This window comes from Variovorax sp. DAIF25, from assembly GCF_050711835.1.
In the GTDB taxonomy this organism is placed as follows: domain Bacteria; phylum Pseudomonadota; class Gammaproteobacteria; order Burkholderiales; family Burkholderiaceae_C; genus Variovorax.
In genome coordinates, this window is sequence record NZ_CP136637.1 from 455,234 (window position 1) to 478,526 (window position 23,293).

Genomic DNA, 23,293 nt, shown 5'->3' on the forward strand with positions numbered 1-23,293 from the left:
CTCGTGTCCTACGCCGCCCCGCCGCTGCGGGCCACGGCCATGGGACATCGGGTAGCATGCCGCGCAGACCTATAGAGAGATGACGCGTTGCCCGAACCCCTCGGGCGGCTCGGCGGCACGGTCGCATCGGGAAGCACCCGATCGCCATGCCGCGACAAGTTGACCACGATCAATGACCTTGCCTCCGGCATTCGTCAGCATCGCCACTCGACCCGGTGGCGCGGCAGGCCCCGTCCACCCCCGACCCGCGGAACGCGCCGCCGTCGGCGCCATGCGGGTCCCGGCCCTTTCCCGTTCCCCTCACCGCAGCGAAGCCTGACCGTTTCGCCGAAGCTATGACCACAGCCATGCGCCCGCTCGAACCGGTGCGACTAGCCACATTGGACGAACTTCGCGGCCGCATACGCCGCAAGAGCAAGCTGAAGGGCCGCCAGCCCGACCACGTCGCGCTCGAGGAGGTCCGGGCCCTGATCGGTCCCGCGCCCCACAGGCGCGACCTGCTGATCGAGCACCTCCATCGTCTCAACGACGAATGGCAGTGCCTGCACGACCGGCACCTGGTGGCGCTGGCGCGCGAGATGAACCTGCCGATGGCCGAGGTCTTCGAGGTCGCGACCTTCTACCATCACTTCGAGGTGCTTCGCGGCGATGACGAGCCCGCGGCGCTCACGGTGCGCGTGTGCGACGGACTGTCCTGCGAACTGGCCGGCGCGCGCGACCTGTTGCAGCGGCTGCCCGCCTTGCTCGGCACCGACGTGCGCGTGGTGGCGGCGCCCTGCGTCGGGCGCTGCGAGCAGGCCCCGGTGGCGGTGGTCGGCCAGGCGCCGGTGGTGATGACCCGGGCCGAAGATGTCGCGGCCGCCGTGGGCAGGGATGCGAAGAAGCATCCGCTGCCCGCCGACGATGGCGTCTTCGACGCCGCGGCGGCCGGACCCGGTGCCATCACTTCCTCTCCCGACGACACCGCGCCGGCCTATGTCGGCTATCGCGCCTACCAGGCGCGCGGCGGCTATGCCCTCGCGGCCGCGGTCGCCTCGGGTGCCAGGCCGGCCGACGACATCCTCAAGGCGATGACCGATTCCGGCCTGCGCGGCCTCGGGGGCGCGGGTTTTCCCGCGGGGCGCAAGTGGGGCATCGTGCGCCAGCAGATGGCGCCGCGCCTGATGGCCGTCAACATCGACGAGGGCGAGCCCGGCACGTTCAAGGACCGGACCTACCTCGAGCGCGACCCGCATCGCTTCCTCGAGGGACTGCTGATCGCCGCGACGGTGGTCGGCATCGACGCCTGCTACGTCTACCTGCGCGACGAGTACCACGGCTGCCGCGCGATCCTCGAGCGCGAGCTCGCGCTGCTGCAGGCGAACCCGCCGTTCGCGCTGCCGCGCATCGAGCTGCGGCGCGGCGCGGGCGCCTACATCTGCGGCGAGGAGTCCGCGATGATCGAGAGCATCGAAGGCAAGCGGGGCGAACCGCGCATGCGCCCGCCCTACATCGCGCAGATCGGGCTGTTCGGCCGGCCGACCCTCGAGCACAACTTCGAGACCCTCTATTGGGTGCGCGACATCGTCGAGCGGGGCGCGTCGTGGTTCAGCGGCTTCGGCCGCAACGGCCGGCAGGGGCTGCGATCGTTCAGCGTGAGCGGCCGGGTGCGCGAACCCGGCGTCAAGCTGGCGCCCGCCGGCATCACGCTGCGCGAGCTGGTGGACGAGTTCTGCGGCGGCATGCTGCCCGGGCACGACCTCTATGCCTACCTGCCCGGCGGCGCCTCGGGCGGGATCCTCCCCGCCAGCATGGGCGACATCCCGCTCGACTTCGACACCTTGCAGCCGCACGGCTGCTTCATCGGGTCGGCGGCCGTCATCGTGCTGAGCCGGCAGGACCGGGCCCGCGACGCCGCGCTGAACATGATGCGTTTCTTCGAGCACGAGAGCTGCGGCCAGTGCACGCCGTGCCGCGTCGGCACCGGCAAGGCGGCCCGGCTGATGACGTCGGCGCAATGGGACCATGCCACGCTGGAGGACCTGAACCAGGTGATGGTCGATGCGTCGATCTGCGGCCTCGGCCAGGCGGCGCCGAATCCGGTGCGCTGCGTCCAGAAGTACTTTCCCCACGAGGTGTCCTGAATGAATGCACGCGAAGGAACGCTCCTGGCGCCCGCCACCGTCGAGTTCGAGCTCGACGGCAAGCCGGTGCGCGGCTACGAGGGCGAAACGATCCTGCAGGTGGCCGACAGGCACGGCGTGGAGATCCCGCGCCTTTGCTACACGCCGGGCTATCGCGCGGACGGCAACTGCCGCTCCTGCGTGGTCGAGATCGACGGCGAGCGCACGCTGGCACCGAGCTGCTGCCGCGCCCCCGTCGCCGGCATGAAGGTGCAGGCGAAGAGCGAGCGCGCCCTCAAGAGCCAGAAGATGGTGCTCGAGATGCTGCTGTCGGACATGCCCGAGCAGGGCCACAAGTGGGTCGGCAACGACAAGACGCTGCAGCACGGCGAACTGAGCCAGTGGGCCGCGCGCATGGAGGTCGAGGTCCGTCCGGCCCTGGCCGCCATCGGCCGCGCCCAGCCCGCGCCGGACCTCTCGCATCCGGCCATGGCCGTGAACCTCGACGCCTGCATCCAGTGCAACCGCTGCGTGCGCGCCTGCCGCGAGGAGCAGGTCAACGACGTGATCGGCTACGCCTTCCGCGGCCACGACAGCGCGATCGTGTTCGACCTGCAGGACGGCATGGGGGAGAGCACCTGCGTGGCCTGCGGCGAATGCGTGCAGGCCTGCCCGACCGGTGCGCTGATGCCCAAGAGCCACATCGGGCCCCAGGAGGTCGACCGCAAGGTCGACTCGGTGTGCCCGTTCTGCGGCGTCGGCTGCCTGCTGACCTACAACGTGAAGGACGAGGTCATCGTCAGCGTCGACGGCCGCGACGGCCCGGCGAACCACAACCGCCTGTGCGTCAAGGGCCGCTTCGGCTTCGACTATGCGCACCATCCGCAACGGCTCACCAAGCCGCTGATCCGCAAGGCCGGCGTGCCCAAGGATCCCGAGGCGATCGGCGACCCCGCCGACTGGAGCCAGGTGTTCCGCGAGGCGACCTGGGAGGAGGCGCTCGAGCTCGCCGGCGGCAAGCTCAAGTCGCTGCGCGACACGCACGGCCTCAAGGCCCTGGCCGGCTTCGGATCGGCCAAGGGGAGCAACGAGGAGGCCTACCTGTTCCAGAAGCTGATCCGCACCGGCTTCGGCAGCAACAACGTCGACCACTGCACGCGCCTGTGCCATGCCTCCAGCGTCGCGGCGCTGCTCGAGGGCGTCGGCTCGGGCGCGGTCAGCAACCAGGTCGGCGACGTCGAGAACGCGGGGCTGATCCTCGTGATCGGCTCGAACCCCACGGCCAACCACCCGGTCGCCGCCACCTGGATGAAGAACGCGGCGAAGCGCGGCACGAAGATCGTGCTGGCCGACCCGCGCATCACGGACATCGGCCGGCATGCCTGGCGCACCCTGCAGTTCCGGCCCGACACCGACGTGGCGCTGCTCAATGCGCTGATCCACACCGTGATCGACGAAGGCCTGGCCGACGCCGACTTCCTCACGCGCCGCGCCAGCAACTACGAGGCGCTCAAGGCCAACGTGCAGGGCTATTCCGCCGAAGCCATGGCGCCGATCTGCGGCATCCCGGCCGAGACGATCCGCGAGGTCGCCAGGGAGTTCGCGACCAGCAAGGGCTCGATGATCCTGTGGGGCATGGGCGTCAGCCAGCACGTGCACGGCACCGACAACGCACGCTGCCTGATCGCGCTCGTGAGCGTCACGGGCCAGATCGGCAAGCCCGGCAGCGGCCTGCATCCGCTGCGCGGGCAGAACAACGTGCAGGGCGCCAGCGACGCGGGCCTGATCCCCATGATGCTGCCCAACTACCAGCGCGTGGACGACCCGGGCGTGAACGCCTGGTTCGAGAATTTCTGGGGCGCGCCGCTCGACGACAAGCCCGGCTACACCGTGGTCGAGATCATGCACAAGGCGCTCGCGCCCGACAGCGATCCGCACAAGATCCGCGGCATGTACATCATGGGCGAGAACCCCGCCATGAGCGACCCGGACCTGAACCATGCGCGCCACGCGCTGACCTCGCTCGAGCACCTGGTGGTGCAGGACATCTTCATGACCGAGACCGCGTGGTACGCCGACGTCGTGCTGCCGGCGAGCGCCTGGCCCGAGAAGACCGGGACCGTGACGAACACCGACCGCATGATCCAGATGGGGCGCCGCGCGCTGAATCCGCCGGGCGACGCGAAGCCCGACCTCTGGATCATCCAGCAGATCGCGCAGCGCATGGGCCTGCGCTGGAACTACGAAGGTCCGGAGTGCGGCGTGGCCGCGGTCTACGAGGAGATGCGCCAGGCGATGCACGCGGTGATCGAGGGCGTGACCTGGGAGCGCGTCGAGCGCGAGCAGAGCGTGACCTATCCCTGCCTGTCGGAAGACGATCCGGGCCAGCCCACCGTGTTCATCGACAACTTCGCGACCAAGGACGGCCGCGTGAAGCTGGTGCCGGCGGACATCATTCCGGCCAACGAACGCCCCGACGCGGCCTATCCCTTCGTGCTGATCACCGGGCGCCAGCTCGAGCACTGGCACACCGGCAGCATGACGCGGCGCGCCAGCGTGCTCGATGCGATCGAGCCGATCGCCACCGCGTCGATGAATGCCGGCGACCTGCGCCGGCTCGGCGTCGAGGCCGGCGATGTCATCACCGTGAGGTCGCGCCGCGGAGAAGTGGCGCTGAACGTGCGGCGCGACGACGGCACGCCGACCGGCGCCGTGTTCATTCCCTTCGCCTACTACGAGGCCGCCGCCAACCTGCTGACCAACGCGGCGCTCGACCCGTTCGGCAAGATCCCCGAGTTCAAGTACTGCGCCGTGGCCATCACGGCGGGGGGCACGCCGCCGCCCGTGACCGGGTATGGCCGGGACAGCACGGAGGTGGAACCGGCGATCGCTTAGGATTCCGCATGCTTCCTTCGGACGACGAGTCGCTCGCATTCTCGGCAGCGCCGCTCCCGCGGCGTGCCGATGCGCCCCGGCTGAGCCACGCGCGCGGCGTGCTGCTGAAACGCATCGAGATCCTCGACCAGCACGGCGAACGCCGCGGCCTCGACATCCCGGCCGAACGACCGCTGACGGTGTTCCTCGACAAGCGCGAGCTCGTGACCCTGATGACGCTCGGTGCCTCGCCCGAGCTGCTGGTGCTGGGCTACCTGCTCAACCAGGACCTGATCCGCGGCGCGGGCGAGGTCGAGAGCATCGACGTCGACTGGGCCGTGGAAGCGGCCGCGATCCGGACGCATGCGGGCGTCGACGACCTAGACGCCAAGACCGCGCGGCGCGTGGTCACCACCGGCTGCGGCCAGGGCACGGTCTTCGGCGACACGATGACGCAGATCGGTGCCATCCGCCTGCCGACGGCCGAGACCGCGCGCATCGGCCAGGCCACCTTGTTGCGCATCCTCGAACTCATGCGGTCGCGCGACAGCGTGCATCGCCAGGCGGGCTCGGTGCATGGCTGCGCACTGTTCCACGGCACCGAGATGCTGGTGTTCGTGGAAGACGTCGGCCGGCACAACGCGATCGACACCATCGCGGGCTGGATGGCGGTGCATGGCATCGGCGGCGGCGACAAGGTCTTCTACACCACCGGCCGCCTGACGAGCGAGATGGTGATGAAGTCCGCCCACATGGGCGTGCCGATCATCGTCTCGCGCAACGGCGTCACCGCCATGGGCCACGCGTTGGCCGAGCAGCTCGGCATGACGCTGTTCGGGCGCGCGGCGAATCGCCACTTCCTCTGCTACAGCGGGGCCGATCGCTTCGACGCCGAGCCCTTGCCGCACGAGGCATCGCGCGCGCTGGCTTCCGACTAGCTGACGTTGCGCGCCGGCCTGTGCCGAGGCCGGCATCGCGCCTTTGCTTAGCGCCGAATGAGCGATCGTTAGAGGCGAATTAGCGATCGCCGGACAACGCGTTCCACGGCGTTTTTGTAACCCGTCCGACTTCTCCCATTCCTAGACTGCCCCCGGCTCGGGACGGCCGGCCGACGACCGGCCTGCCGCGATCCCTGCCGGTGGACCCGCGCCCTGCGCGGTCCCTCGGCGCATGTCGAAGAACCGGAAGAAGAAATGCGACTCAAGGCAACCCACTTTGCCGTTGGACTGATGGCCACATTGGCACTCGCGGCATGCGGTGGCGGCGGGGGCGACGGGCCCCGGCTGGCACTGCTGCCACCTCCCAGCGATACCCCCCCGGCGCAAGGCGCCAGCCCACCGCCCGACGACACCACGACCCCACCCACCGACACGCCCACGCAGGCCGTGAGCACGCAGACCCAGACGCGTGCCTACACCAGCTACCAATACCTCGACACCACGGTGGCCGGCAAGGCGGCAACGCTGACCTTCCAGCCGAACCAGTCCACGGGCAAGCTCGCGATCGACGGCACCGACTACGCGACCCTGACGACCGACGTGGCCAACGACGGCGCGATGTCGGTCGGCGGCACGCCGAGCTTCGGCACGACCATCGGCGCGGTGATGAACGGCGACCAGATCGTGATGCCCGGCTTCATCGAGACCTGCGAAGCCGTGGCGGGCGAGGGCACGCCCAATCCCGGCGCGGGCAATGCGGCGACGAAGTCGACCCATGTGTTCGCCGGCGGTCCCTTCGTCGTCGACGGCACGCAGCTGGCCGGCCACAAGTTCACCGCCTACTACGAAGACTGCCTGCGCGACGGCAGCGCGAGCACGCCCGCCATGCATTCGAGCCTGAGCATCGACGGCTCGGGCAACGAGACCATCTTCGACGCGCGCACCGGCGCCTCGAACACCATCCCCGTCACCAGCACGCTCAAGCAGGCCTCGCCCGCGGGCCTCCATGGCGACTGGGTCGTTCCCTACCTGTACGCCACCCGCACCGGACAGCTGCGCTATGCGCTGATCGAGCACGGGCTGGTCAGCGCCGGCAACACGCGCAACTTCGTCGGCGTCTGGCTCGAAGAGTAAGCAAGCACCATGACCTATCGCAATCAAGAGATGAACCCGTTCCACGCCGCCTCCCCGCGGCAGGCATGGGCACCGCGCGGACGCCTTTCGCCCGTGCTGGCAGGCATCGCCACCCTGGTCGCCGCGCTGACGCTGGCGGCCTGCGGCGGCGGCGGTGGCAACGGCGGCGCCTTCCTGCCCTTCGGCGGGGGCGGCAGCGATGCACCGGCGGCCGCGACCGTGCCCTACAAGGGCCTGGTCGTCGGCAAGTACGCGGGTGCAACCGTCTGCGCCGACGTCAATGCCAACGCGGTCTGCGACGACGGCGAAGTCAGCGCGAAGACCGACGCCCAGGGCGCCTTCGGCATGAATGCGCCGGCCGGCAGCGCGCTGCTCGCGACGATCGGCGCGGGCACCGCCTACGACGATCCGCGCACCGGCCCGGGCCGGACGGCGCAGGCGATGGTGCTGCGCGCGCCCGCCGACATGGCGGGCGTGATCAGCCCGCTCACCACCGAGGTGGTGCGGCAGATCGAGGCCGGCGGTGCCGAGTCCGCCGTGGTGGCGAGCATCGCGCAGCGCCTGGGCGTGACGGCCGCGCAGGTCACCGGCGATTACACGGCGCTGCCCGACGGTGCCGGCAGGACCGCGCTGCTGGGCGAGGCGAACCAGCTCGCCACCCGCTTCGCGCTGGCCAGCACGATGGTGGCGCGCGGCGACGTGTCGAGCACCACCGGCAAGAAGGTGGATCTGAAGCAGGCCGAGCAGGACGCGTTCGCACTCGAGGGCATCCCGCGCTTCGACAACCTGTTCGTCATCATTCTCGAGAACGAGACCAACACCAAGATCGATGGCGGCGCCTCGACGCCGAAGATCACTGCCTTCCTGAACGCGGGCGCGAAGGCCACCAACTACCACTCGACCGGCCATCCCTCCGAGCCCAACTACATCTCGCTGGGCGGCGCGGACGACTGGGGCGTGGCCGGCGACGATTCGTGGTGGTGCGTGCCCGCGGGCGACACGCTGAACACGCCGACCGATGCCGTCCCCAACGGGCAGGGCGCGTGCACCAACCCCGGCGACGGCGTCTCGCACAACATCAAGAACGCGCGCTCGATCTTCAAGTCGCTGCGCAACGCGGGCCTGGGCTACCACGTCTACAGCGAATCGATGAACCCGGGCATGGATCCGCGCGGCAACAGCCACGGCGATCCGACCGTGGTCGCCCGCGACAACAACGATCCGACGCTGATGCTGCCGTACCCCGGCATGTACGCGCCGCGCCACAACCCGACGCTGGCCTTCGACGACGTGCGCAACGATCCCTCGTTCATGCCATCGCAGCGCACCATGGGCGGCGGCCAGTGGGACGCCGCCTTCGCAGCCAGCCCGAACACGCCGGCCGGCTACGACCTCGACCAGTTGGGCACCGACCTGAACAGCGGCGACGTCGCGGCCGTGAACTATCTCGTGCCCGACCTCTGCGACGACATGCACGACCAGACCGTGAAGGACGTGACGGGCACGAAGGTCGCCACCGACTGCTCGCCGGGGCCCGGCATCCTCAAGCGCGGCGACGACTACACCGACAAGCTGATCCGGAAGATCCAGGCCTCGCCGCTGTGGAAGAACAAGGCGCGCCGCATCGGCATCATCGTGACCTTCGACGAAGGCAGCGGCGGCTACGTCGGTCCCTCGGGCTGCTGCGGCTGGAATCCGGGCAAGGCCGTCGGCGGGCCGCTGGGCGAGGGCGGCAAGTCGAGCGTGCCGGTGCCGATCGCGAACTACGGCCAGGGCAACCACGGCAACGGCCCGGTGATCTTCGGCCTGCTGACCAACCAGGACGGCGCGCCCTCGGGCAAGGTCGACGACGAGCCCTACAGCCACATCGCGTTCGTGCGCACGCTGCAGGACATGTTCGCGCTGGCCGACCCCGGCCAGCCCGAGAGCTACATGAACCGCTCGAAGTACACCGAGGCCTACATCCGGGACCACCTGCTCGAACTGCCCGAATACGCCGGCAGCATCGACACGCACTGGGACGCGGTGCATCCGATGACGGGTGTCTTCTCGCTGAAGTAGGCAGAGCGCGACGCGTGGCCGAGACGAAGCCGAAGACGGCGGGCACGGCGCTGCGCCGGCTGTTCGCCGCTGCCGCGCTCGCGCTGCTCGGCGCCTGCGGCGGCAGCGAACCCGCGGGCGGCACGGCGCCGTCCGCGGCCGGTGCCTCCGCCGCCAGGAGCGCTTCGGCGGCGGAGGCCGGCACGGCGGCGCTGAGCGTCGCGGCCCAGGTCGGCGCGAGGATGTTCTTCGACCAGCGCCTCTCGGGCTCCGGCCGGATGTCCTGCGCCTCGTGCCACAGCCCCGCGCATGCCCATGGCCCGCCCAACGACCTGGCCGCGCAGCTCGGCGGCCCGGCGCTCTCGATGTCCGGCACGCGCGCGGTACCTTCGCTGCGCTACAAGGAATACACCCCGCCGTATTCCGACCTGGCGCCGAATCCGGACGGTGCCTCGCCGCCCGGTCCGGGCGGCGGCCTCACCTGGGACGGCCGCGCCGCCTCGCTGGCGGACCAGTCCGCCGTGCCGCTGCTCGCCGCCAACGAGATGGCCAACCCCAGCGCCGCGGACGTGGTGTCGAAACTGAAGGCCGGGCCCTATGCCGACCTGTTCAGGCAGGCCTTCGGCGCCCAGGCCTTCGACGACCCGGAGCGGGCCTTCGCCAACGCGCAGCTCGCGCTTCAGCGCTACCAGCTCGAGGACCCGGACTTCCATCCCTATACCAGCAAGTTCGACCTCTACCGGACGAACAAGGGCAACTACATGACGGCCCAGGAGGTGCGCGGCCTGCGCCTGTTCAACGATGCCGAGAAAGGCAATTGCATCGCCTGCCACCTGAGCGGCAACGCCAACGGCGGCAGCATCGCGCCGTTCACGGACTACTCGTTCGAGGCGGTCGCGCCGCCGCGCAACCCGCGCCTGCCCGCCAATGCCGACCCCGCCTGGTACGACCTGGGCCTGTGCCAGGCCACCGCCACGGGCCATTCGCCGTCCGCCACGCCGCAGTACTGCGGCATGTTCAAGACCCCGACCCTGCGCAACGTCGCGACCCGCAGCGTGTTCTTCCACAACGGAGTCTTCCGCTCGTTGCGCGACGTGGTCGAGTTCTACAACAGGCGCGACACCGACCCCGAGCGGTTCTATCCGAAGGCGGCGAACGGCCGCGTGCGCATCTACGACGACCTGCCGGCGCTCTACCGGGCCAACATCGATCCCACGCTGCCGATCGTGCGAAAGCGCGGCGCCGCGCCAGCGATGACCGAGCAGGAGGTGGACGACCTGGTGGCGTTCCTCGGGACCCTGACCGACGGCTTCCAGAAGCCGGCGGCGGCGGGATCGGTCAGGCCGTAGCGCGGCGAGCGGGCAAGGAACCGGGGAAGGCCGGTTCAGCCATGCCACTTCGACGCATGGATGATGCTGCACATGTCCGCGCGACGGAAATGCGGATCCTTGTGCGCCAGCACGTCGTCGTTGAAGGTGCCGAAGGTGCTGTCGGGGCGGTGCTTGAGCCCCTGGTAGAAGGCCTCGATGATGCCGTGCTTGAAATCGGCCTCGCGCGGAAAGGCGCGCACGACCGCTTCGCGCTGCGCGTCGCTGTAGTCGTCGTAGCCGCGGCCGGCCACGTCCATGCCGGCACCCGCCTGCACGAGCGCGATCTCCGCGCGCATGAACTGGGGGATGCCCGGCGTGGTGTGCAGCGCGACCGCATTCCACACCGTCTCGATGTCGCGCTCGGAGATTCCGTGCCCTTGCAGGAAGTCGCGCGCGGCGTTGGCACCGTCCACCTCGAAGCGCAGCTGGCTGCTTTCGTAGCGCGCGGTGAGGCCGATGTCATGGAACATGGCGGCCGCATAGAGCAGCTCGGGGTCGTACTTCAAGCCCTTGCGATCGCCCGCCAGCACGCCCCAGCAGTAGACGCGGGCCGAGTGATGAAAGAGCAGATCGCTTTCGGTGTCGCGGATGAACTGGGTCAGCTCGCGCGCGAGCCTGCTGTCGGGGATGCGGATGCCGGCGATGTGCTGGGGTGCCATGGGTGTCTCGGTCGTTGATCTGCCGCGAAAGCGGCGGAGAACCGATCATGGATGGAACATCGTCCGATGGGAATTGGCATCTCTGCAATGGCGTGTTGCAGCCCCTTCAATATCCCGGAACCAAAGAACCGGCCGCACAACCCGAGCGCCTCCCGTGCACAGGGCAGCGGGTGCTTCCCGCAGCGAAATCAAGGAGGAGGCCGAAGGCCGGGGGACATTCGCGGAGGGAAGTACCCGCTGTCCTGTGCACGCGCCCCGAACAGCAAGCCGACGATCACTGCCGTTCCTGAACGAACCCGATGGCGATCGCCACGTCCATCCGCCTCGGTGGTTTCTCGAACGGCGCACCGGCCTGCGCCGCGCGCATGGCGCTCTCGTCGAGCACCGGGTAGCCGCTGCTCTTCGCCACCGCCAGCGAGCCCGAGAGGATGTTCCCTTCCTCGGTCAGCGTGAAGCGGATCGTCGGCGCGCCGACGTAGCCGGCTTCGCGCGCCTCGGCCGGGTAGACCAGCTTGCCCTGGATCGCCTTGCGCAGGCCCGCGAGGTACTTGCGCAGGGCATCGGCCCCCTCGTCGCGTGCACGCACGGTCTGCTGCATGCGGTCTTCCTCGGCGGCATTCGCGAGCGGCGGCGGCGCGGCCACGGGCGTCTGCGTCGGCGGCTCCGGCGAGGCGCGCACGGGTTCTTCCACGCGCGCTACCTGCACCGGGCTCGGCGCGACCTGGCGCGGCACCGGCGTCCGCTCGCGCGTCTCCTTTCGCGCCACCGGCTTCGGCGGCGGCGTCGGAGGGGGAGGCTCGGCCGGCCGTGCCACCTGCTGCTGCTCGACCTGGCGGTTGCTCACCATGCCCAGCAGGTCGACCACCAGTTGCTCGCGCAACGGCGGCGGCGTCTCGGGCCGCGCGCGCACCAGCCACGGCAGCACCAGTGCCGCGTGCAGCAGCACCGAGAGGCCGAGGCCGATCGCGAACCTCATCGTGTCGTCGGTTCCGTCTGCACGGCCACCTTGGCGAAGCCCAGCTGCTTCAGCACATCGGCCACGTCGATGAAGCGCTGCAGCTGCACCGTGCGGTCGGCGCGCAGCAGGAAGGGCGTCTGCTTGTCCATCGCCGCGAGCCGGGTCTTGAGCGTGTCGGCGTTCAGGGCCTCGCCGCCGAAGTGGATCGTGCCCGCCGCATCGATCACGATGGTCTGCGTCTGCGAGGTGTCCGCTGGGCTCGCGCTGGCCTGCGGCAGGTTGACCGGAATCCGCCCGCTCGCGATGAAACTCGAGGTCGTCAGCACGATGGTGAGCAGCACCAGCATGATGTCGACGAAGGGGAGCATGTTCATGCTGTCAATCGGCTTTTCGGTCACGCGCGATCTCCCATTCGAGGATCAACACCTGCACCTTGCGCAGCAGCGTGTTGTAGAGCACCACCGACACCAGCGCCACCCCCAGGCCCACGGCCGTGGCCTTCAGCGCGAGCGCGAGGCCGACCATGATCTTGCCGGTGTCGATGGAGGCGTCCTGCCCCATGTTGTAGAAGGTCAGCATGATCCCGAACACCGTGCCCAGCAGGCCCAGGTAGGGCGCGTTGCTCGCCACCGAGGCGATGACGAAGAGCTTGCGCGTGAGCACCAGCTCGAGCGACTTGATGTCGCGGATCGCGTGGGTGTCGATGCGGCTGTAGAGCCAGGCGCGTTCGATGCCGATCGCGACCACGAAGACGCTCAGCACCACCAGCAGTCCGATGACGCCGTAGTCGATGGCGCCGGCGAGCCAGTTCATGTTCATTCCGTGCTCCTCGTCGGTGTCTCAGAACAGCACGCCGGCCTGCACCAGCACGCGCGTGCGGCTCTCGCGCACGATCTCCTGCGGCCGCGAACCGATGGCGCGCGCGACCTGCAGCCGCCCGAACAGCGCGCCATGGCGTGCCTGGTAGCCGATGCCCACGTCCGACAGGCGCAGCCCGTTGCGCGTGGCGTAGTCGGCGTTCTGCAGCCAGGCGCGTCCGAGGTCGGCGAAGACGCCCACCGAATGCGTGAGCCCCTCGGACGCCGGCAGTGCGTAGCGCACCTCGGCGTTGAGCAGGTAGCCGTTGTCGCCGCTCACCCATTCGCGGTATGCCTTCACGCCGTTGGGGCCCGAGATGCTCATCTGCTCGCTGCCGTCGAGGTTCTTGTTGCGCAGCGCCTTCTGCAGGCTCAGCGCGCTGCTCGCGGTCCAGCCCTTGGCGAATTCCACGTTGGCGGCGAGCCGCAGGTTCAGGTGCGCGAAGTCGCCAGCCGTGTCGGCGCCGGCCCGGTTGAGCGCCGCCTGCGCGGGGTTGTCGATGTCGAGGTGGCCGTAGCTGAATCCGGCGACGACGCTGGTGTAGCCCGGCCGGCCCAGCAGCTGGCCCCAGCGCTCGTGCTGCACGGCGAAGGTCGCGACCTTGGTGGTCTTGCGGTCGACGCTCTCGACCGCGCCCACCTCGTCGCGCAGATGGCGCTGCGCGAGGTTCAGGCTCAGCGACAGGTTCTGCTCGCGGCTGCGCAGCAGCGGATAGCTCAAGGTGGCTTCGACCGTGCGCGCGCGGCCTTTGGCCTCGAGGTCGTCGTAGTCGCCGCCCAGGTGATAGGTGGTGCGCGCGGCGGCGAGCTCCAGGCGCAGGCCGCTGGCGGTCAGCGGAAAGCCGTAGGCCACGCGGCCGTTGTCGAGGCCGCCGCCTTCGGTGCCCATCAGGTTGAGGCTCAGCCGGTCGGCGATGCCGAAGGGCGAGTTGATGTCGAGTCCCGCGCTCAGCCGGTTCTTGCCCGTGTAGAGCGAGCCCTGGTTGTCGAGCAGCGCATAGCCGGCGAGGCGCTTGCGTTCGCCCACCTCCACATCGAAGTCCGAGCTGCCCGGGGCTTCTCCCGGCGAGATCGTGAGGCGGGGCAGGGTGGCGCCGGGCATGTCGCCGACCAGCAGCATCGCGCGCTCGAGCTGCGCGCGCGAAACCGGCTGGCCCGCCTGCAAGGGCGCGAACGCATCGGCCACGGTCGCGTCGCGCACCAGCGAGCGGTTCTTGAGCGTGAGCTTGCCGTAGCTGCCGATCAGGACCCGGATCGTCAGCGTGCCGGCGCTCGCGTCCTGCCGCGGCACGTAGGCGCGTGCCACCAGATAGCCGCGGTCGCGCAGCAGCGCCGTGAGCCGGCCCGCGGCCTGCTCGATCTCGGCCATCGACAGCCCGCGGCCGCGGTAGGGATCGAGCGTGGCCTGCAGCTCGGCGGGCGGAATCTCGTCGGCGCCCTCGACCTTGAAGTCGCGCACCGTCAGCGTCTCGCCGGCCGGCAGGGCCAGCGGCCGCTCGGGCTGTTCCACGATCACCGGCGCGGGCGGCTGGTTCGGGGTGCTGAGCGGGCGCGGCGGCTGGGCTTCGCGCAGCGCATCGCCGCTGCCGTAGTTGGGGATCGGCGCCACCTGGGCCTGGCCACTGGTGGCGAGCGTGCAGAGCACGGAGAAGGCAGCGAGCGCGGGACGCGCCCGGCGTGAGGACGAGACGGGACGAAGGGGATTCATGTCGCAACGGGAACGAAGAGGAGAAGGGGAGGCGGGACCGGCCATGCCGTCCCGCGGCGGGGCGGCGATGTCAGCGCGGCGTCGACGGCTGCGCCGCGGGCGCCTTGGCGCCTTCGTCCTCGAGCTCGAACACCTTGCCGTCGATCTCGATGCGTTCCACGTTGGCGGAGAAGCTGCGCCGGTCGGCGAAGACGATGTTGTCGGCCAGTGCCGCGGCCCGTTGCGTGAGGCCTGCCGTCGTCTGTACGGCGGGGCGTTCCGGCTGGCGCTGGGCCTCCGAGGTCGCGGCGGCCGCGAGACGCGAACCCGTTTGCGCGCGTTCCTGCAGCGCCGCGGCGCGTGCTGCGGCTTGCGCGGCGGCGACGGCGGTCGCCTGCGCTTCGGCGGCGGCCTGCGCCGCGGCCTCGCTCGATGCACGGGCGGCTGCTTCTGCCGCGGCTTGCGCTGCCGCGGCCGCGCGGGCGGCCGCTTCGGCTGCGGCCTGGGCTGCAGCCTCGGCCGCCGCATCGCGGTAAGTGCTGTTGGTGATGGTGCCCGAGCCCGTGTTGCTTCCGATCAGGCGGCCCGTGGTGTCGCTGCCGTGGATGACAGACCCGGTGGCATGCGAGTTGTCGACGTTGCCATCCTGCATGCGCCCCACCAGCCCGCCGGTGAAGTCGTAGTCGGCACCGCCCGTCACGTTGCCGCTGGCGCGCGAGTTGAGGATCGAGCCACCGTCCATCTGCCCCACCAGGCCACCGGCCGCGTAGGAACCGAACACGTTGCCGCTCGAGAAGGAGTCCGTGATGAGGCCCGAGTTGCCGCCGACCAGGCCGCCCGCGATCTCGCCCCTGACATCGCCCGAGGCGTGCGATCCGGAGATGGTGCCGCTGTTCGAACCCGCCAAGCCGCCCACACCCTGGCTGACAGGTCCGCCATTTACATTGCCGGTGGCATAGGAGTTGGTGATCTTCGCGTCGGGACCTCCGTTGCTGCCGACCAGTCCGCCCACCGAAGCGCCGAAAGCCGTGACGACGCCGCTCGCATGCGAGCCCGAGATGGTGCTGCCGTTGTTCCAGCCCACCAGGCCGCCGACGTTCTGGGAGGCGTTGCTCGCGCCGCCTCTCACATTGCCGCTGGCGTAGGAGTCGACGATGCTGGCGCCCCCGAGGTTTTGTCCGGCCAACCCGCCGACGTTGGAGTCTCCGCCCGTCACGTTGCCCGTGGCGTAGCTGTTGGTCAGGGACGCGGTGGCACCGCTGTTGATGCCGACGAGGCCGCCGACGGAGCTCGTGTTGTCCGACACAGACACGTTGCCCGTGGCGTGGGAGTCGGCGATGGTGCCGTTGATGTTGCCGCCGACCAGCCCGCCGATGTTTCCGTTGAGCAGGCCGGAGCTGGTGTCGGTGACCACCGAGACGTTGCCGGTGGCGCTGGAGCGAAGAATCTTGTAGGTCGCGCCGAAGTTCCTCCCCACCAGTCCGCCGATGTCATTGAAGCCTCCCGTGTAGCGTGTCGATGCGCTCACGGCAGCGGTCGAAAAGGAGTCCGAGATGATGCCGTTGCCGACGATGGGCTCTCCGGTGTCGGGGTTGAAGCTGCTCCCGTTGTAGCCCACCAGGCCGCCCACGCTGACGACACCCTGCACCGACCCCGTGACGTAGGCGTGGCTGATGGCGCCGCCGAAGTTTTCCCCGACCAGCCCGCCGACGCGGCCATAGCCGCTGACGTCGACGCCGAGCAGGCCGATGTCGCGGATCGTGCTGCCGACCTGCGCCGAGCCGATCAGTCCGACCGGCGTTTGCGAGGAGTCGTTGTGCACCGGCTCCAGGATCGTCAGGTTGCTGATCGTGTGACCCAGCCCCGCCAGCGTGCCCGACAACTTGGACACCACCGTGTTGTCATAGGTCTTGCCCGAGGCATCGAGGTTGCCCGCGAGCGCATAGCGCCCGGCCGCAACACCACCAGCGTCGTCGATCTTCTCCAGGTCGCTCATGCTGTGGATCAGCGTGTAGGCCTGTCCGTTCATCGCAAGCGTCGCGTCGGCGCCGCTCAGCGTGACCGATGCGCCTTTGCTCATATCGATACGGTAGTCTCCGCCGCTACCGAAGTTCAGGTTCAACCCTGCGCTTGCGCCCGTCGCCGTGATCGGCGCATCGATGCGCACGTCGTTGGCCGCGGTCAGCGTGAGCGCGGTGTTGGCCGACCAGTTCACGCCTTGGCCGACGTAGAGGTGGCCATCGGTGCCGTTCCCGCCCCGCGATGAAATCACCACGTTGTTGCTGCCCAGCTGTCTGCCGAGCTGGGCACCGCTGATGTTCGCGCCCGCACCGACGGTGAAGGCATCGGAAGCCAGCGTCCACGTGCCGGTGTCGCTGTTCGCGGCCTTGGTGGTGACCACGGCGTCGTCCGACACGCGCACGCTGCGGCCCGAGGTCTCGACGGTTCCGCCGCCGGTCGCGGGCGAGGAGGCATCGAGCGTTCCGCCCACGTTGGCCGTGCCGCCGTCGGCGCGCAAGACGATGCGGCCCTTGAGATCGTCCAGCGTGCGCGCCTGCACGATGCCCGTGTTGTTGACCTGGCTGCCCAGCAGCTCGTCGGCGGCCTTCGCGGTCAGGATCACCGTGCCGCCGTCGGCCTGGATGGCGCCCTTGTTCTCGACCAGCGCACCGAGCGCGCCTTCGTCGATGCTGAGGCTCACGAGCGAATCGCCGTTGAAGTTGAGGCTGATCTTCTCGCCGCTGCCCAGCGCCACCGTGCCCTTGGTGGCGACGATCAGGCCCTGGTTCGACACCGAGCGTCCGAGCAGCGCGACGTAGCCGCCCGGGACCGCGGTGAGCGTGCCCATGTTGATGACCGAACCGCTGCCGCCGTTGCCGCTGAACACATAACGCCCGGCATTGAAGTCCGCGTCGCTGAGGTTCAGCGTGCTGGCCACGAGGCCGGCCGTGTTCACGCTGCTGCCGCGGGTGAACAGCACGCCGTTGGAGTTGATCAGGAAGACCTTGCCATTGGCATTGAGCGCGCCCTCGATCACGCTGCGTTCGTTGCCGACCACGCGATTGAGCGTGATCGCCGAGGCATTGGGCTGGTTGAAATTGACGGTTTCGCCGACGGCGATGCCGAAGCCCTGCCAGTTGATGCTCGCGCGTTGCGTGCTCTGGTCGATACGCGTCACGCTGCCTGCCTGGCCGATGGTGGCGCTGCCGCTGGTGACCGTGCCGCCCTGCGGCGCGGCCGTGGCGATGGATGAACAGGAACAAAGCAACGCGTAAATGGCCGCGCATACTTTCGAACTCAATTCGGGAACATGGCCAGCGTATTTTTTCGTGGTCTTCTTCATTTGTTCACCTGTCTCGTTATATTTTTGAGAGTATAGCGTCCGTGATTTTTTTCGCTCCATAAGAAGATTTCCAGTCGCCAGAGCCTTCAATTCAATGCCTATGCATTACCCGAATGCTATGCAACCTATATGCAAGCCTATATAGCGCGAAAGATTCACACGCAGTCATTCATCCAATTCCTCGAGGAGATAACGTGAAAAAGCTTTCGATCAGAAAAATTACCCTGAGCGTTTCGGCATCGGTGCTGATGCTGGGTTCGTCCGCCACCTGGGCGCAGTCGATCACCGTGGCGGTGGCCGCGAATTTCCAGGGCGCGATGGTCCAGCTCGTCAATGGCTTCGGCGCCTCGGGCCTGCCGTTCTCGGGCAGCAGCTTCACCGTGACCTATGGCGCGACGGGCGATTTCCAGACGGCGATCAACACCGCGCTGGCCGCGCCCGGCGGCACCACGCCCTATGACCTGTTCTTCGCGGCCGACGACACCACGCCGGCGGCCCTGCGCACCGGCCATCCCACCGTGGTGCAGGTGCCGTTCCGCTATGCCGAGGGCAAGCTGATCCTGTGGTCCAAGTACGGTCCGAACGTGAGCACCAGCGGTTCGAGCGGCTTCACCAATCCCGCGAGCTATGCCTATGCGAACGGCCAGGTCGCGATCGCCAACCCGGTCACCGCGCCGTACGGCACCGCGGCCCAGCAGGTGCTGAGCCGCGTCAACGCGATCACCTACCCGGGCGGTGCCTACGACGCCAAGTTCGCGCAGTACACGACCATCGGCACCACCTACACGGCGGTGAACGCGAGCACCAGCGCCACGACCTATCCCAACGTCGGATTCGTCGCCAAGTCGCAGCTGTGCGACAGCAGCACCGGCGCCATCCGCTCGCCGCTGACCGGTACCTACTTCGAATACACACCCGCCACGGTGAACGGCAATCCGCCGCATGACCGCCTGCTGCAGGACGCCGTGGCGATCCGCGGCCGCGCCGGCTCGACCAATGCCGCGGTCGACGCCTTCATCGCCTACGTTGGAAGCACGGCCGGTCGCGCGATCATCCTGAAGAACTGCTACATCTAGGGCCGGTGCATCGCCGGCGGGGCGGGATCGGGCATCGCTGTATTTTGTAAGATACAGCGATTGCCACGATCCAGGCAGACGGATACCGCCGATGACCATGATGCTTCCCGAATTGCTCCGATCCGCCGTCACCGAGGCAGGGTTGCCATTGGCGGCCCTGCGACGCGCACGCTCGCTGTCGCAGCGCGCGGTCCGGCAGATCGCTGCGGGCATCCGGCCCGGCATGACGCATGCGCAAGCCACGGCCCTGGCGGCGGCGACGCTGCAGGCGCTGGAGATGGAGCGCAACTGGCATCCGGTCGCGATCCGCTTCGGCGAGGACACGCTCAAGACCGCCAGGGACGCATCCGACCCGGCTCGCGTGCTCGGCGAACAGGACATCTTCTTCATCGACATCGGCCCCGTGTGGGAAGGCCACGAGGGCGACGCCGGCGAGACCTTCGTGGTCGGCGGCGATCCCCAGATGGAAGACTGCGCGAGAACCGTGCGCGCGATCTGGCACGAAGTGAGTTCGCGCCTGTGCACCGAGGGCCTCGACGGCGAGGCGCTGTATGCCTACGCGACGCAGCGTGCGCAGGCGAGGGGATGGCGCCTCAACCTGGGCCTTCACGGGCACCGTGTCGGCGACTTCCCGCCTGCGATCCCTGCGGCCGGACGCGGTCCGGGACTCTGGGTGCTGGAGATCCAGATCGCGCATCCGACGCGCCCGTTCGGCGCGTTCCACAAGGACCTGCTCGTCGCCGACGAAGCGATGCACGAAGCCGCCTGCTAGCGGCCCCACCCGGGAGGCGCCGGGGGCCTACCCCCTGAGTTCCTCGCCGATCTGGCGCCGCATCTCGTCCGCCAGCGGATGCAGCACGCGCGCCTCGTTCGCCCCCACCACGCCATAGCCCAGTCCGCGGTCGGCCCAGGCATAGCCCGTGTGCGGGCCGTCGATCCGCTTCATCGTCGGCGTGTCCTGGTCGACGGCCATCGGCCGCACCATCAGCGAGAGCCGCGTGGCCTGCGCATCCTGGTAGATGAAGAGGCCGGCCGGGCCATGCTCGGTCATGACCAGGCGGCCGCCCACGAAGCCGTAGCCCGCGGCCGCGAGGTCGGGGATCGCGACCTGTCGTCCCAGGCGCGACGAGACCCAGCTGACGAGCTCCGCGCGCTGCGACGGTCCCATCTCCACGGGGCGCGTGGCATCCGATGCGTAGACGTCGTAGCCGCGCACAGCCTCGCGCCCCAGCGCGAAGATGCCGCTTCCCTCGGGGGCCTGCACGCCACGCAGCGACCATCCGACGCCGCCGCCGACGCCGAGCGCGAGCACCAGCGCGGCCGCCATGCCCCACGGCCATCGCCGCGCGGGCTCGCGCCGCGCCTGCGCTTCCTGCCGATCGTGCTCGGCCACCATGCGCGCGAGGTTCAACCCGGGCGGCAGCGGTTCCTCGGCGATGGGGGCCAGCGCTTCGCGCAGCGCGCGCCGGTGCCGCGCATGGGCCTCGACCTCGTGGGCCACATCGGCGTGCTGCCGCAGGTACGCCTGCACCTGGTCATGGCGTAGCGGGTCGAGCACGCCATCGACGTAGGCATGCAGGTCTTCTTCGAGAATGGGTCGGGCGTCGGGTGGATCGACGTTCATTTGAGTCTCCGCAGATGAGGGCGTGCCGCAGGCTCGGCATGCGACGGATCGGCCGGCGGCATGGCCTCGACACCGTCGAGCATGCGATGCAGCCGCTGGCGCGCGCGGGCCAGGCGCGACATGACGGTGCCCACCGGGATGCCGAGCGCCGCGGCGGCCTCGGCATAGGACAGGTCCTCGACGGCGACCAGCAGCAGCACCGCGCGCTGGTCTTCCGACAGGCCGTCGAGCGCGCGCATCAGTTCGTGGTGCCGCACGCGATGCTCCTGCTGCGCGGGCATGCCCAGCGCCTCTTCATCGATATCGTCGATGGCCAGGTGCAGGCCGCGGCGCGACTGCTGGCGCATGCGCTGCACCGCGAGGTTGTGCAGGATCGCGAAGACCCAGGACCGCGTGTCCTCGGCCTCGCGCCGCTGCCCCCAGCGCGCGATCACGCGCTCGAGGCAGTCCTGCACCAGTTCGTCGGCCGATTCGCGATCCCGCAGCAGCGCGCGCGCATAGCGCCGCAAGGCGGGAATCATCGGCTCGACGAGCAGGATCAGGTCGCTCATGGATGCGCGTGGCGCTGGGTCGGGGGACGGCTCGGGGCCATCAGAGGTCCTGGATCTGCACCGGAGCCGAGGGCTTGCCGCCGACCTGCGGCGCGATCACCAGGTAGCGCCGAGTATCGCCCGCGGGGCCGTCCTTCACCTGCTGGCGGATCGGCCCGATGGCATTCACGATGGCGGCGCCCGCCGGGTTGGTCATGAAGTTGGCGAGCGGCTGCAGCGTGCCGCTGCCGTCGGGCTTGTCGGCCAGCGCGAGCACATAGGGCTGCTTCGGCTCCAGGCCCGTGGCCGAGGCCTGCAGCACCTGCAGCAGGCCCTGGTCGAAGAGCGCGACGCTGGTCGGTGCGCCGGCCGGGGTTGCTTCCTTGCGCGGTCCGGCCGGCACCAGCGAGAGGTGGGCGACCTGGCCGGCCAGTCCCGGCGGCTGCAGGCCCTGCGTGCCGTCGCCCGCGTCGGCCGGCACCGCGTTCGGCACATAGGCGATCGCCTGCGGCGCCTGGCCGATGGGCACGTTCGCGACCACGGTGTGGGTGGCCGTGTCGATCGCGGCCAGCGCATCGGCGTTCTCGAGTCCGACGTAGACGCGCTTGCCGTCGCCCGAGGGCCACACGCCGTGCGGCAGCTTGCCCACGGGAATGGTCGCCACCTGCGAGAAGTCGTCGGTGCGGAACACCTTGACCTGGTTGAGGCCGCCCACGGTGACGTAGGCGAAGCTGCCCTTGGCGGTGGTGGCGAAGTTGACGTGGTTGGTGATCGGCCCGGTGTCGAAGGCCTTGATCGGCGCGAACGGCGGCTTCGCGTCGAACACCATCGTGCGGCCGATGTCCTTGAGCGTGAACCAGACCTGCTTGCCGTCGGGCGTGGCGGCGATGTTGGGGCAGAACGGGCTGTCCTGCTTCACGCGGCCCACGACCTGCTTGCTGGCCGTGTCGATCACCACGGTCTCGGGATTGAACGAGGAACAGATGTAGCCGTACTTCCCGTCGGGCGAGAAGATCTGCATGCCCGGGCCGTTGGGCGTGGCGATGCGCGTCTTTTCCTCGAAGGTGGCGGCGTCGAGCACCGCCACATGGCTCTCGCCGCGCACCGTGACCCACACCTCCTTGCCGTCGGGCGTGTAGAAGGCCTCGTGCGGCGAGCGGCCCACGTAGGTGGTGTGCTTCACCGCGTTGGTCGCGGTGTCGATGAAGCTCACCGAGTTCGAGCCGATCGACACCACCGCGAGCGTGCGGTGGTCGGGCGAGAAGCCCATGCCGTGCACCAGCACCTGGCCGCGGTACAGCGGGCTGAAGTTGCCGGGCGCGGGATCGCCGAGGCGGATCACGCCGAGCAGCTTGTTGTCGACCGGGTCGGTGACCGACACCGTGTTGGAGAACTGCTCGGCCGCGTACACGCGGTCGCGGTGGCTCATGGTGATGTCGGCCTCGGCGGCGGCACGCGGCGCCTGGCCGGCCTGCGCGCAGGCGGCCGAGGCCAGCAGCGCCATGGCCGTCAGCCAGCGGGGGAAGAGGGGAGAGGGACGGTTCTTCATGGTGTTCTGATGCTCGAAGGGAAGTGAAGGGGACCCGGCGGCGCCTACGGGCGCGCGGGCTGCGTGGGCGCGGGCATGGAAGGCGGCAGCGGCTGGTCGAGCGCCAGGCGCATCGCGGCGATCTCCTGCTGCTGCTCGACGATGATTTCCTGCGCGATGCGGCGCAGCTGCTCGTTGCTGCCGTGGCGCAGCTCGGCCAGCGCCATGTCGATCGCGCCCTGGTGGTGCGCGGTCATCATCTCGGCGAAGTCGCGGTCGACGTCGCCCGAGGGCTTGATGTCCATGCCGGCCATCATCCGGGCCATGGCCGCGTCGTTCTCGGCGGAGAAGCCCGCCTGCGCGGGGTCGCGCGAGGTGCAGACGTCCATGAGCCGGGCCATCAGGCCGGCATCGCCGCCCATGCCGGACGGCGGCCCCCGCCATGCGCCGAAGGCCACGGCCGCGCAGGCCAGCGCCGCGGCGCCGAGGAGCAGGGCGCGAGGGCGCCGCAAGCGGGAGGGAATCGTCATCAGCATCGAAAGTCCTCGAAAGAGAGGGTTGTTGCAGACGTAG

General features: G+C 69.5%; 18 protein-coding genes. 8 read left to right on the forward strand and 10 right to left on the reverse strand.

Going from position 1 to position 23,293, the window contains the following annotated elements; translation table 11 throughout:
• The first annotated feature begins 347 nt into the window (after positions 1-347).
• The 6 genes from R0232_RS36135 (at position 348) to R0232_RS36160 (ending at position 10,437) form a co-directional block, all read left to right on the forward strand.
• On the forward strand, positions 348-2,123 hold the full coding sequence (locus R0232_RS36135; protein WP_431514066.1) for an NADH-ubiquinone oxidoreductase-F iron-sulfur binding region domain-containing protein: 1,776 nt from the start codon (positions 348-350) through the stop codon (positions 2,121-2,123).
• Positions 2,124-4,997, forward strand: coding sequence for a formate dehydrogenase subunit alpha (fdhF, locus tag R0232_RS36140; protein WP_431514067.1), 2,874 nt, complete (start codon positions 2,124-2,126; stop codon positions 4,995-4,997).
• Positions 4,998-5,005: 8 nt separating this feature from the next.
• Entirely contained in the window at positions 5,006-5,914 is a 909-nt protein-coding gene (locus R0232_RS36145; RefSeq protein ID WP_431514068.1) for a formate dehydrogenase accessory sulfurtransferase FdhD, read from the forward strand.
• Positions 5,915-6,169: 255 nt separating this feature from the next.
• Positions 6,170-7,048 (forward strand): hypothetical protein, encoded by an 879-nt coding sequence (locus R0232_RS36150; RefSeq protein WP_208507575.1) that lies wholly within the window; start codon positions 6,170-6,172, stop codon positions 7,046-7,048.
• A gap of 9 nt (positions 7,049-7,057) precedes the next feature.
• Complete coding sequence (locus R0232_RS36155) at positions 7,058-9,109, forward strand: alkaline phosphatase family protein (protein ID WP_431514069.1); 2,052 nt, start codon at positions 7,058-7,060, stop codon at positions 9,107-9,109.
• 14 nt (positions 9,110-9,123) lie between these two features.
• A complete protein-coding gene (locus tag R0232_RS36160) occupies positions 9,124-10,437 on the forward strand; it encodes a cytochrome-c peroxidase (RefSeq protein ID WP_431514070.1) in 1,314 nt (437 codons plus the stop codon).
• 35 nt (positions 10,438-10,472) lie between these two features.
• On the opposite strand, the gene R0232_RS36165 is transcribed toward R0232_RS36160, so the two are convergent.
• The 6 genes from R0232_RS36165 to R0232_RS36190 all read right to left on the reverse strand — a co-directional run bounded on the left by R0232_RS36165 (position 10,473) and on the right by R0232_RS36190 (position 17,920).
• The gene (locus R0232_RS36165) at positions 10,473-11,117 is read right to left on the reverse strand and encodes an HD domain-containing protein (RefSeq protein WP_431514071.1); all 645 of its coding nucleotides are present in this window, start codon (positions 11,115-11,117) and stop codon (positions 10,473-10,475) included.
• A 274-nt stretch (positions 11,118-11,391) separates the two neighbouring features.
• Positions 11,392-12,093, reverse strand: coding sequence for a TonB family protein (locus tag R0232_RS36170; protein ID WP_431514072.1), 702 nt, complete (start codon positions 12,091-12,093; stop codon positions 11,392-11,394).
• The gene (locus R0232_RS36175; protein ID WP_218159418.1) at positions 12,090-12,449 is read right to left on the reverse strand and encodes an ExbD/TolR family protein; all 360 of its coding nucleotides are present in this window, start codon (positions 12,447-12,449) and stop codon (positions 12,090-12,092) included. Before R0232_RS36175 ends, R0232_RS36170 begins: the two co-directional genes overlap by 4 nt.
• A gap of 4 nt (positions 12,450-12,453) precedes the next feature.
• Positions 12,454-12,894 (reverse strand): TonB-system energizer ExbB, encoded by a 441-nt coding sequence (gene exbB, locus R0232_RS36180; RefSeq protein ID WP_093349691.1) that lies wholly within the window; start codon positions 12,892-12,894, stop codon positions 12,454-12,456.
• Between the two features lie 21 nt (positions 12,895-12,915).
• The gene (locus R0232_RS36185; RefSeq protein ID WP_431514073.1) at positions 12,916-14,640 is read right to left on the reverse strand and encodes a ShlB/FhaC/HecB family hemolysin secretion/activation protein; all 1,725 of its coding nucleotides are present in this window, start codon (positions 14,638-14,640) and stop codon (positions 12,916-12,918) included.
• Positions 14,641-14,710: 70 nt separating this feature from the next.
• On the reverse strand, positions 14,711-17,920 hold the full coding sequence (locus R0232_RS36190; RefSeq protein ID WP_431514074.1) for a GLUG motif-containing protein: 3,210 nt from the start codon (positions 17,918-17,920) through the stop codon (positions 14,711-14,713).
• A gap of 236 nt (positions 17,921-18,156) precedes the next feature.
• Between R0232_RS36190 and R0232_RS36195 the strand changes: the two genes are divergently transcribed.
• Together R0232_RS36195 and R0232_RS36200 are read left to right on the forward strand one after the other, a co-directional pair.
• Positions 18,157-19,038 carry a substrate-binding domain-containing protein gene (locus tag R0232_RS36195; RefSeq protein ID WP_431514075.1) on the forward strand — a complete coding sequence of 294 codons (882 nt, stop codon included), beginning with the start codon at positions 18,157-18,159 and terminating at the stop codon, positions 19,036-19,038.
• 91 nt (positions 19,039-19,129) lie between these two features.
• Positions 19,130-19,810 carry a M24 family metallopeptidase gene (locus R0232_RS36200; protein WP_431514076.1) on the forward strand — a complete coding sequence of 227 codons (681 nt, stop codon included), beginning with the start codon at positions 19,130-19,132 and terminating at the stop codon, positions 19,808-19,810.
• 27 nt (positions 19,811-19,837) lie between these two features.
• Here R0232_RS36200 and R0232_RS36205 read toward each other — a convergent pair whose 3' ends face one another.
• From R0232_RS36205 to R0232_RS36220, 4 genes are all read right to left on the reverse strand, one after another.
• A complete protein-coding gene (locus tag R0232_RS36205; RefSeq protein WP_431514077.1) occupies positions 19,838-20,662 on the reverse strand; it encodes an anti-sigma factor family protein in 825 nt (274 codons plus the stop codon).
• The gene (locus R0232_RS36210) at positions 20,659-21,213 is read right to left on the reverse strand and encodes an RNA polymerase sigma factor (RefSeq protein WP_431514078.1); all 555 of its coding nucleotides are present in this window, start codon (positions 21,211-21,213) and stop codon (positions 20,659-20,661) included. The genes R0232_RS36205 and R0232_RS36210 overlap by 4 nt, the downstream gene beginning before the upstream one ends.
• A gap of 40 nt (positions 21,214-21,253) precedes the next feature.
• A complete protein-coding gene (locus R0232_RS36215) occupies positions 21,254-22,696 on the reverse strand; it encodes a YncE family protein (protein ID WP_431514640.1) in 1,443 nt (480 codons plus the stop codon).
• Between the two features lie 89 nt (positions 22,697-22,785).
• Complete coding sequence (locus tag R0232_RS36220; protein ID WP_431514079.1) at positions 22,786-23,250, reverse strand: DUF305 domain-containing protein; 465 nt, start codon at positions 23,248-23,250, stop codon at positions 22,786-22,788.
• Between the last annotated feature and the right edge of the window lie 43 nt (positions 23,251-23,293).

What these genes read in the sequence shown, in the direction of transcription:
- R0232_RS36170 (WP_431514072.1), bottom strand. Translation starts at nt 12,093, where the DNA reads ATGAGGTTCGCGATCGGCCTCGGCCTCTCGGTGCTGCTGCACGCGGCA.
- R0232_RS36145 (WP_431514068.1), top strand. Translation starts at nt 5,006, where the DNA reads ATGCTTCCTTCGGACGACGAGTCGCTCGCATTCTCGGCAGCGCCGCTC.
- R0232_RS36205 (WP_431514077.1), bottom strand. Translation starts at nt 20,662, where the DNA reads ATGAACGTCGATCCACCCGACGCCCGACCCATTCTCGAAGAAGACCTG.
- R0232_RS36200 (WP_431514076.1), top strand. Translation starts at nt 19,130, where the DNA reads ATGACCATGATGCTTCCCGAATTGCTCCGATCCGCCGTCACCGAGGCA.
- R0232_RS36220 (WP_431514079.1), bottom strand. Translation starts at nt 23,250, where the DNA reads ATGACGATTCCCTCCCGCTTGCGGCGCCCTCGCGCCCTGCTCCTCGGC.
- R0232_RS36210 (WP_431514078.1), bottom strand. Translation starts at nt 21,213, where the DNA reads ATGAGCGACCTGATCCTGCTCGTCGAGCCGATGATTCCCGCCTTGCGG.
- exbB (WP_093349691.1), bottom strand. Translation starts at nt 12,894, where the DNA reads ATGAACATGAACTGGCTCGCCGGCGCCATCGACTACGGCGTCATCGGA.
- fdhF (WP_431514067.1), top strand. Translation starts at nt 2,124, where the DNA reads ATGAATGCACGCGAAGGAACGCTCCTGGCGCCCGCCACCGTCGAGTTC.
- R0232_RS36215 (WP_431514640.1), bottom strand. Translation starts at nt 22,696, where the DNA reads ATGGCGCTGCTGGCCTCGGCCGCCTGCGCGCAGGCCGGCCAGGCGCCG.
- R0232_RS36150 (WP_208507575.1), top strand. Translation starts at nt 6,170, where the DNA reads ATGCGACTCAAGGCAACCCACTTTGCCGTTGGACTGATGGCCACATTG.
- R0232_RS36155 (WP_431514069.1), top strand. Translation starts at nt 7,058, where the DNA reads ATGACCTATCGCAATCAAGAGATGAACCCGTTCCACGCCGCCTCCCCG.
- R0232_RS36175 (WP_218159418.1), bottom strand. Translation starts at nt 12,449, where the DNA reads ATGAACATGCTCCCCTTCGTCGACATCATGCTGGTGCTGCTCACCATC.
- R0232_RS36165 (WP_431514071.1), bottom strand. Translation starts at nt 11,117, where the DNA reads ATGGCACCCCAGCACATCGCCGGCATCCGCATCCCCGACAGCAGGCTC.
- R0232_RS36135 (WP_431514066.1), top strand. Translation starts at nt 348, where the DNA reads ATGCGCCCGCTCGAACCGGTGCGACTAGCCACATTGGACGAACTTCGC.
- R0232_RS36185 (WP_431514073.1), bottom strand. Translation starts at nt 14,640, where the DNA reads ATGAATCCCCTTCGTCCCGTCTCGTCCTCACGCCGGGCGCGTCCCGCG.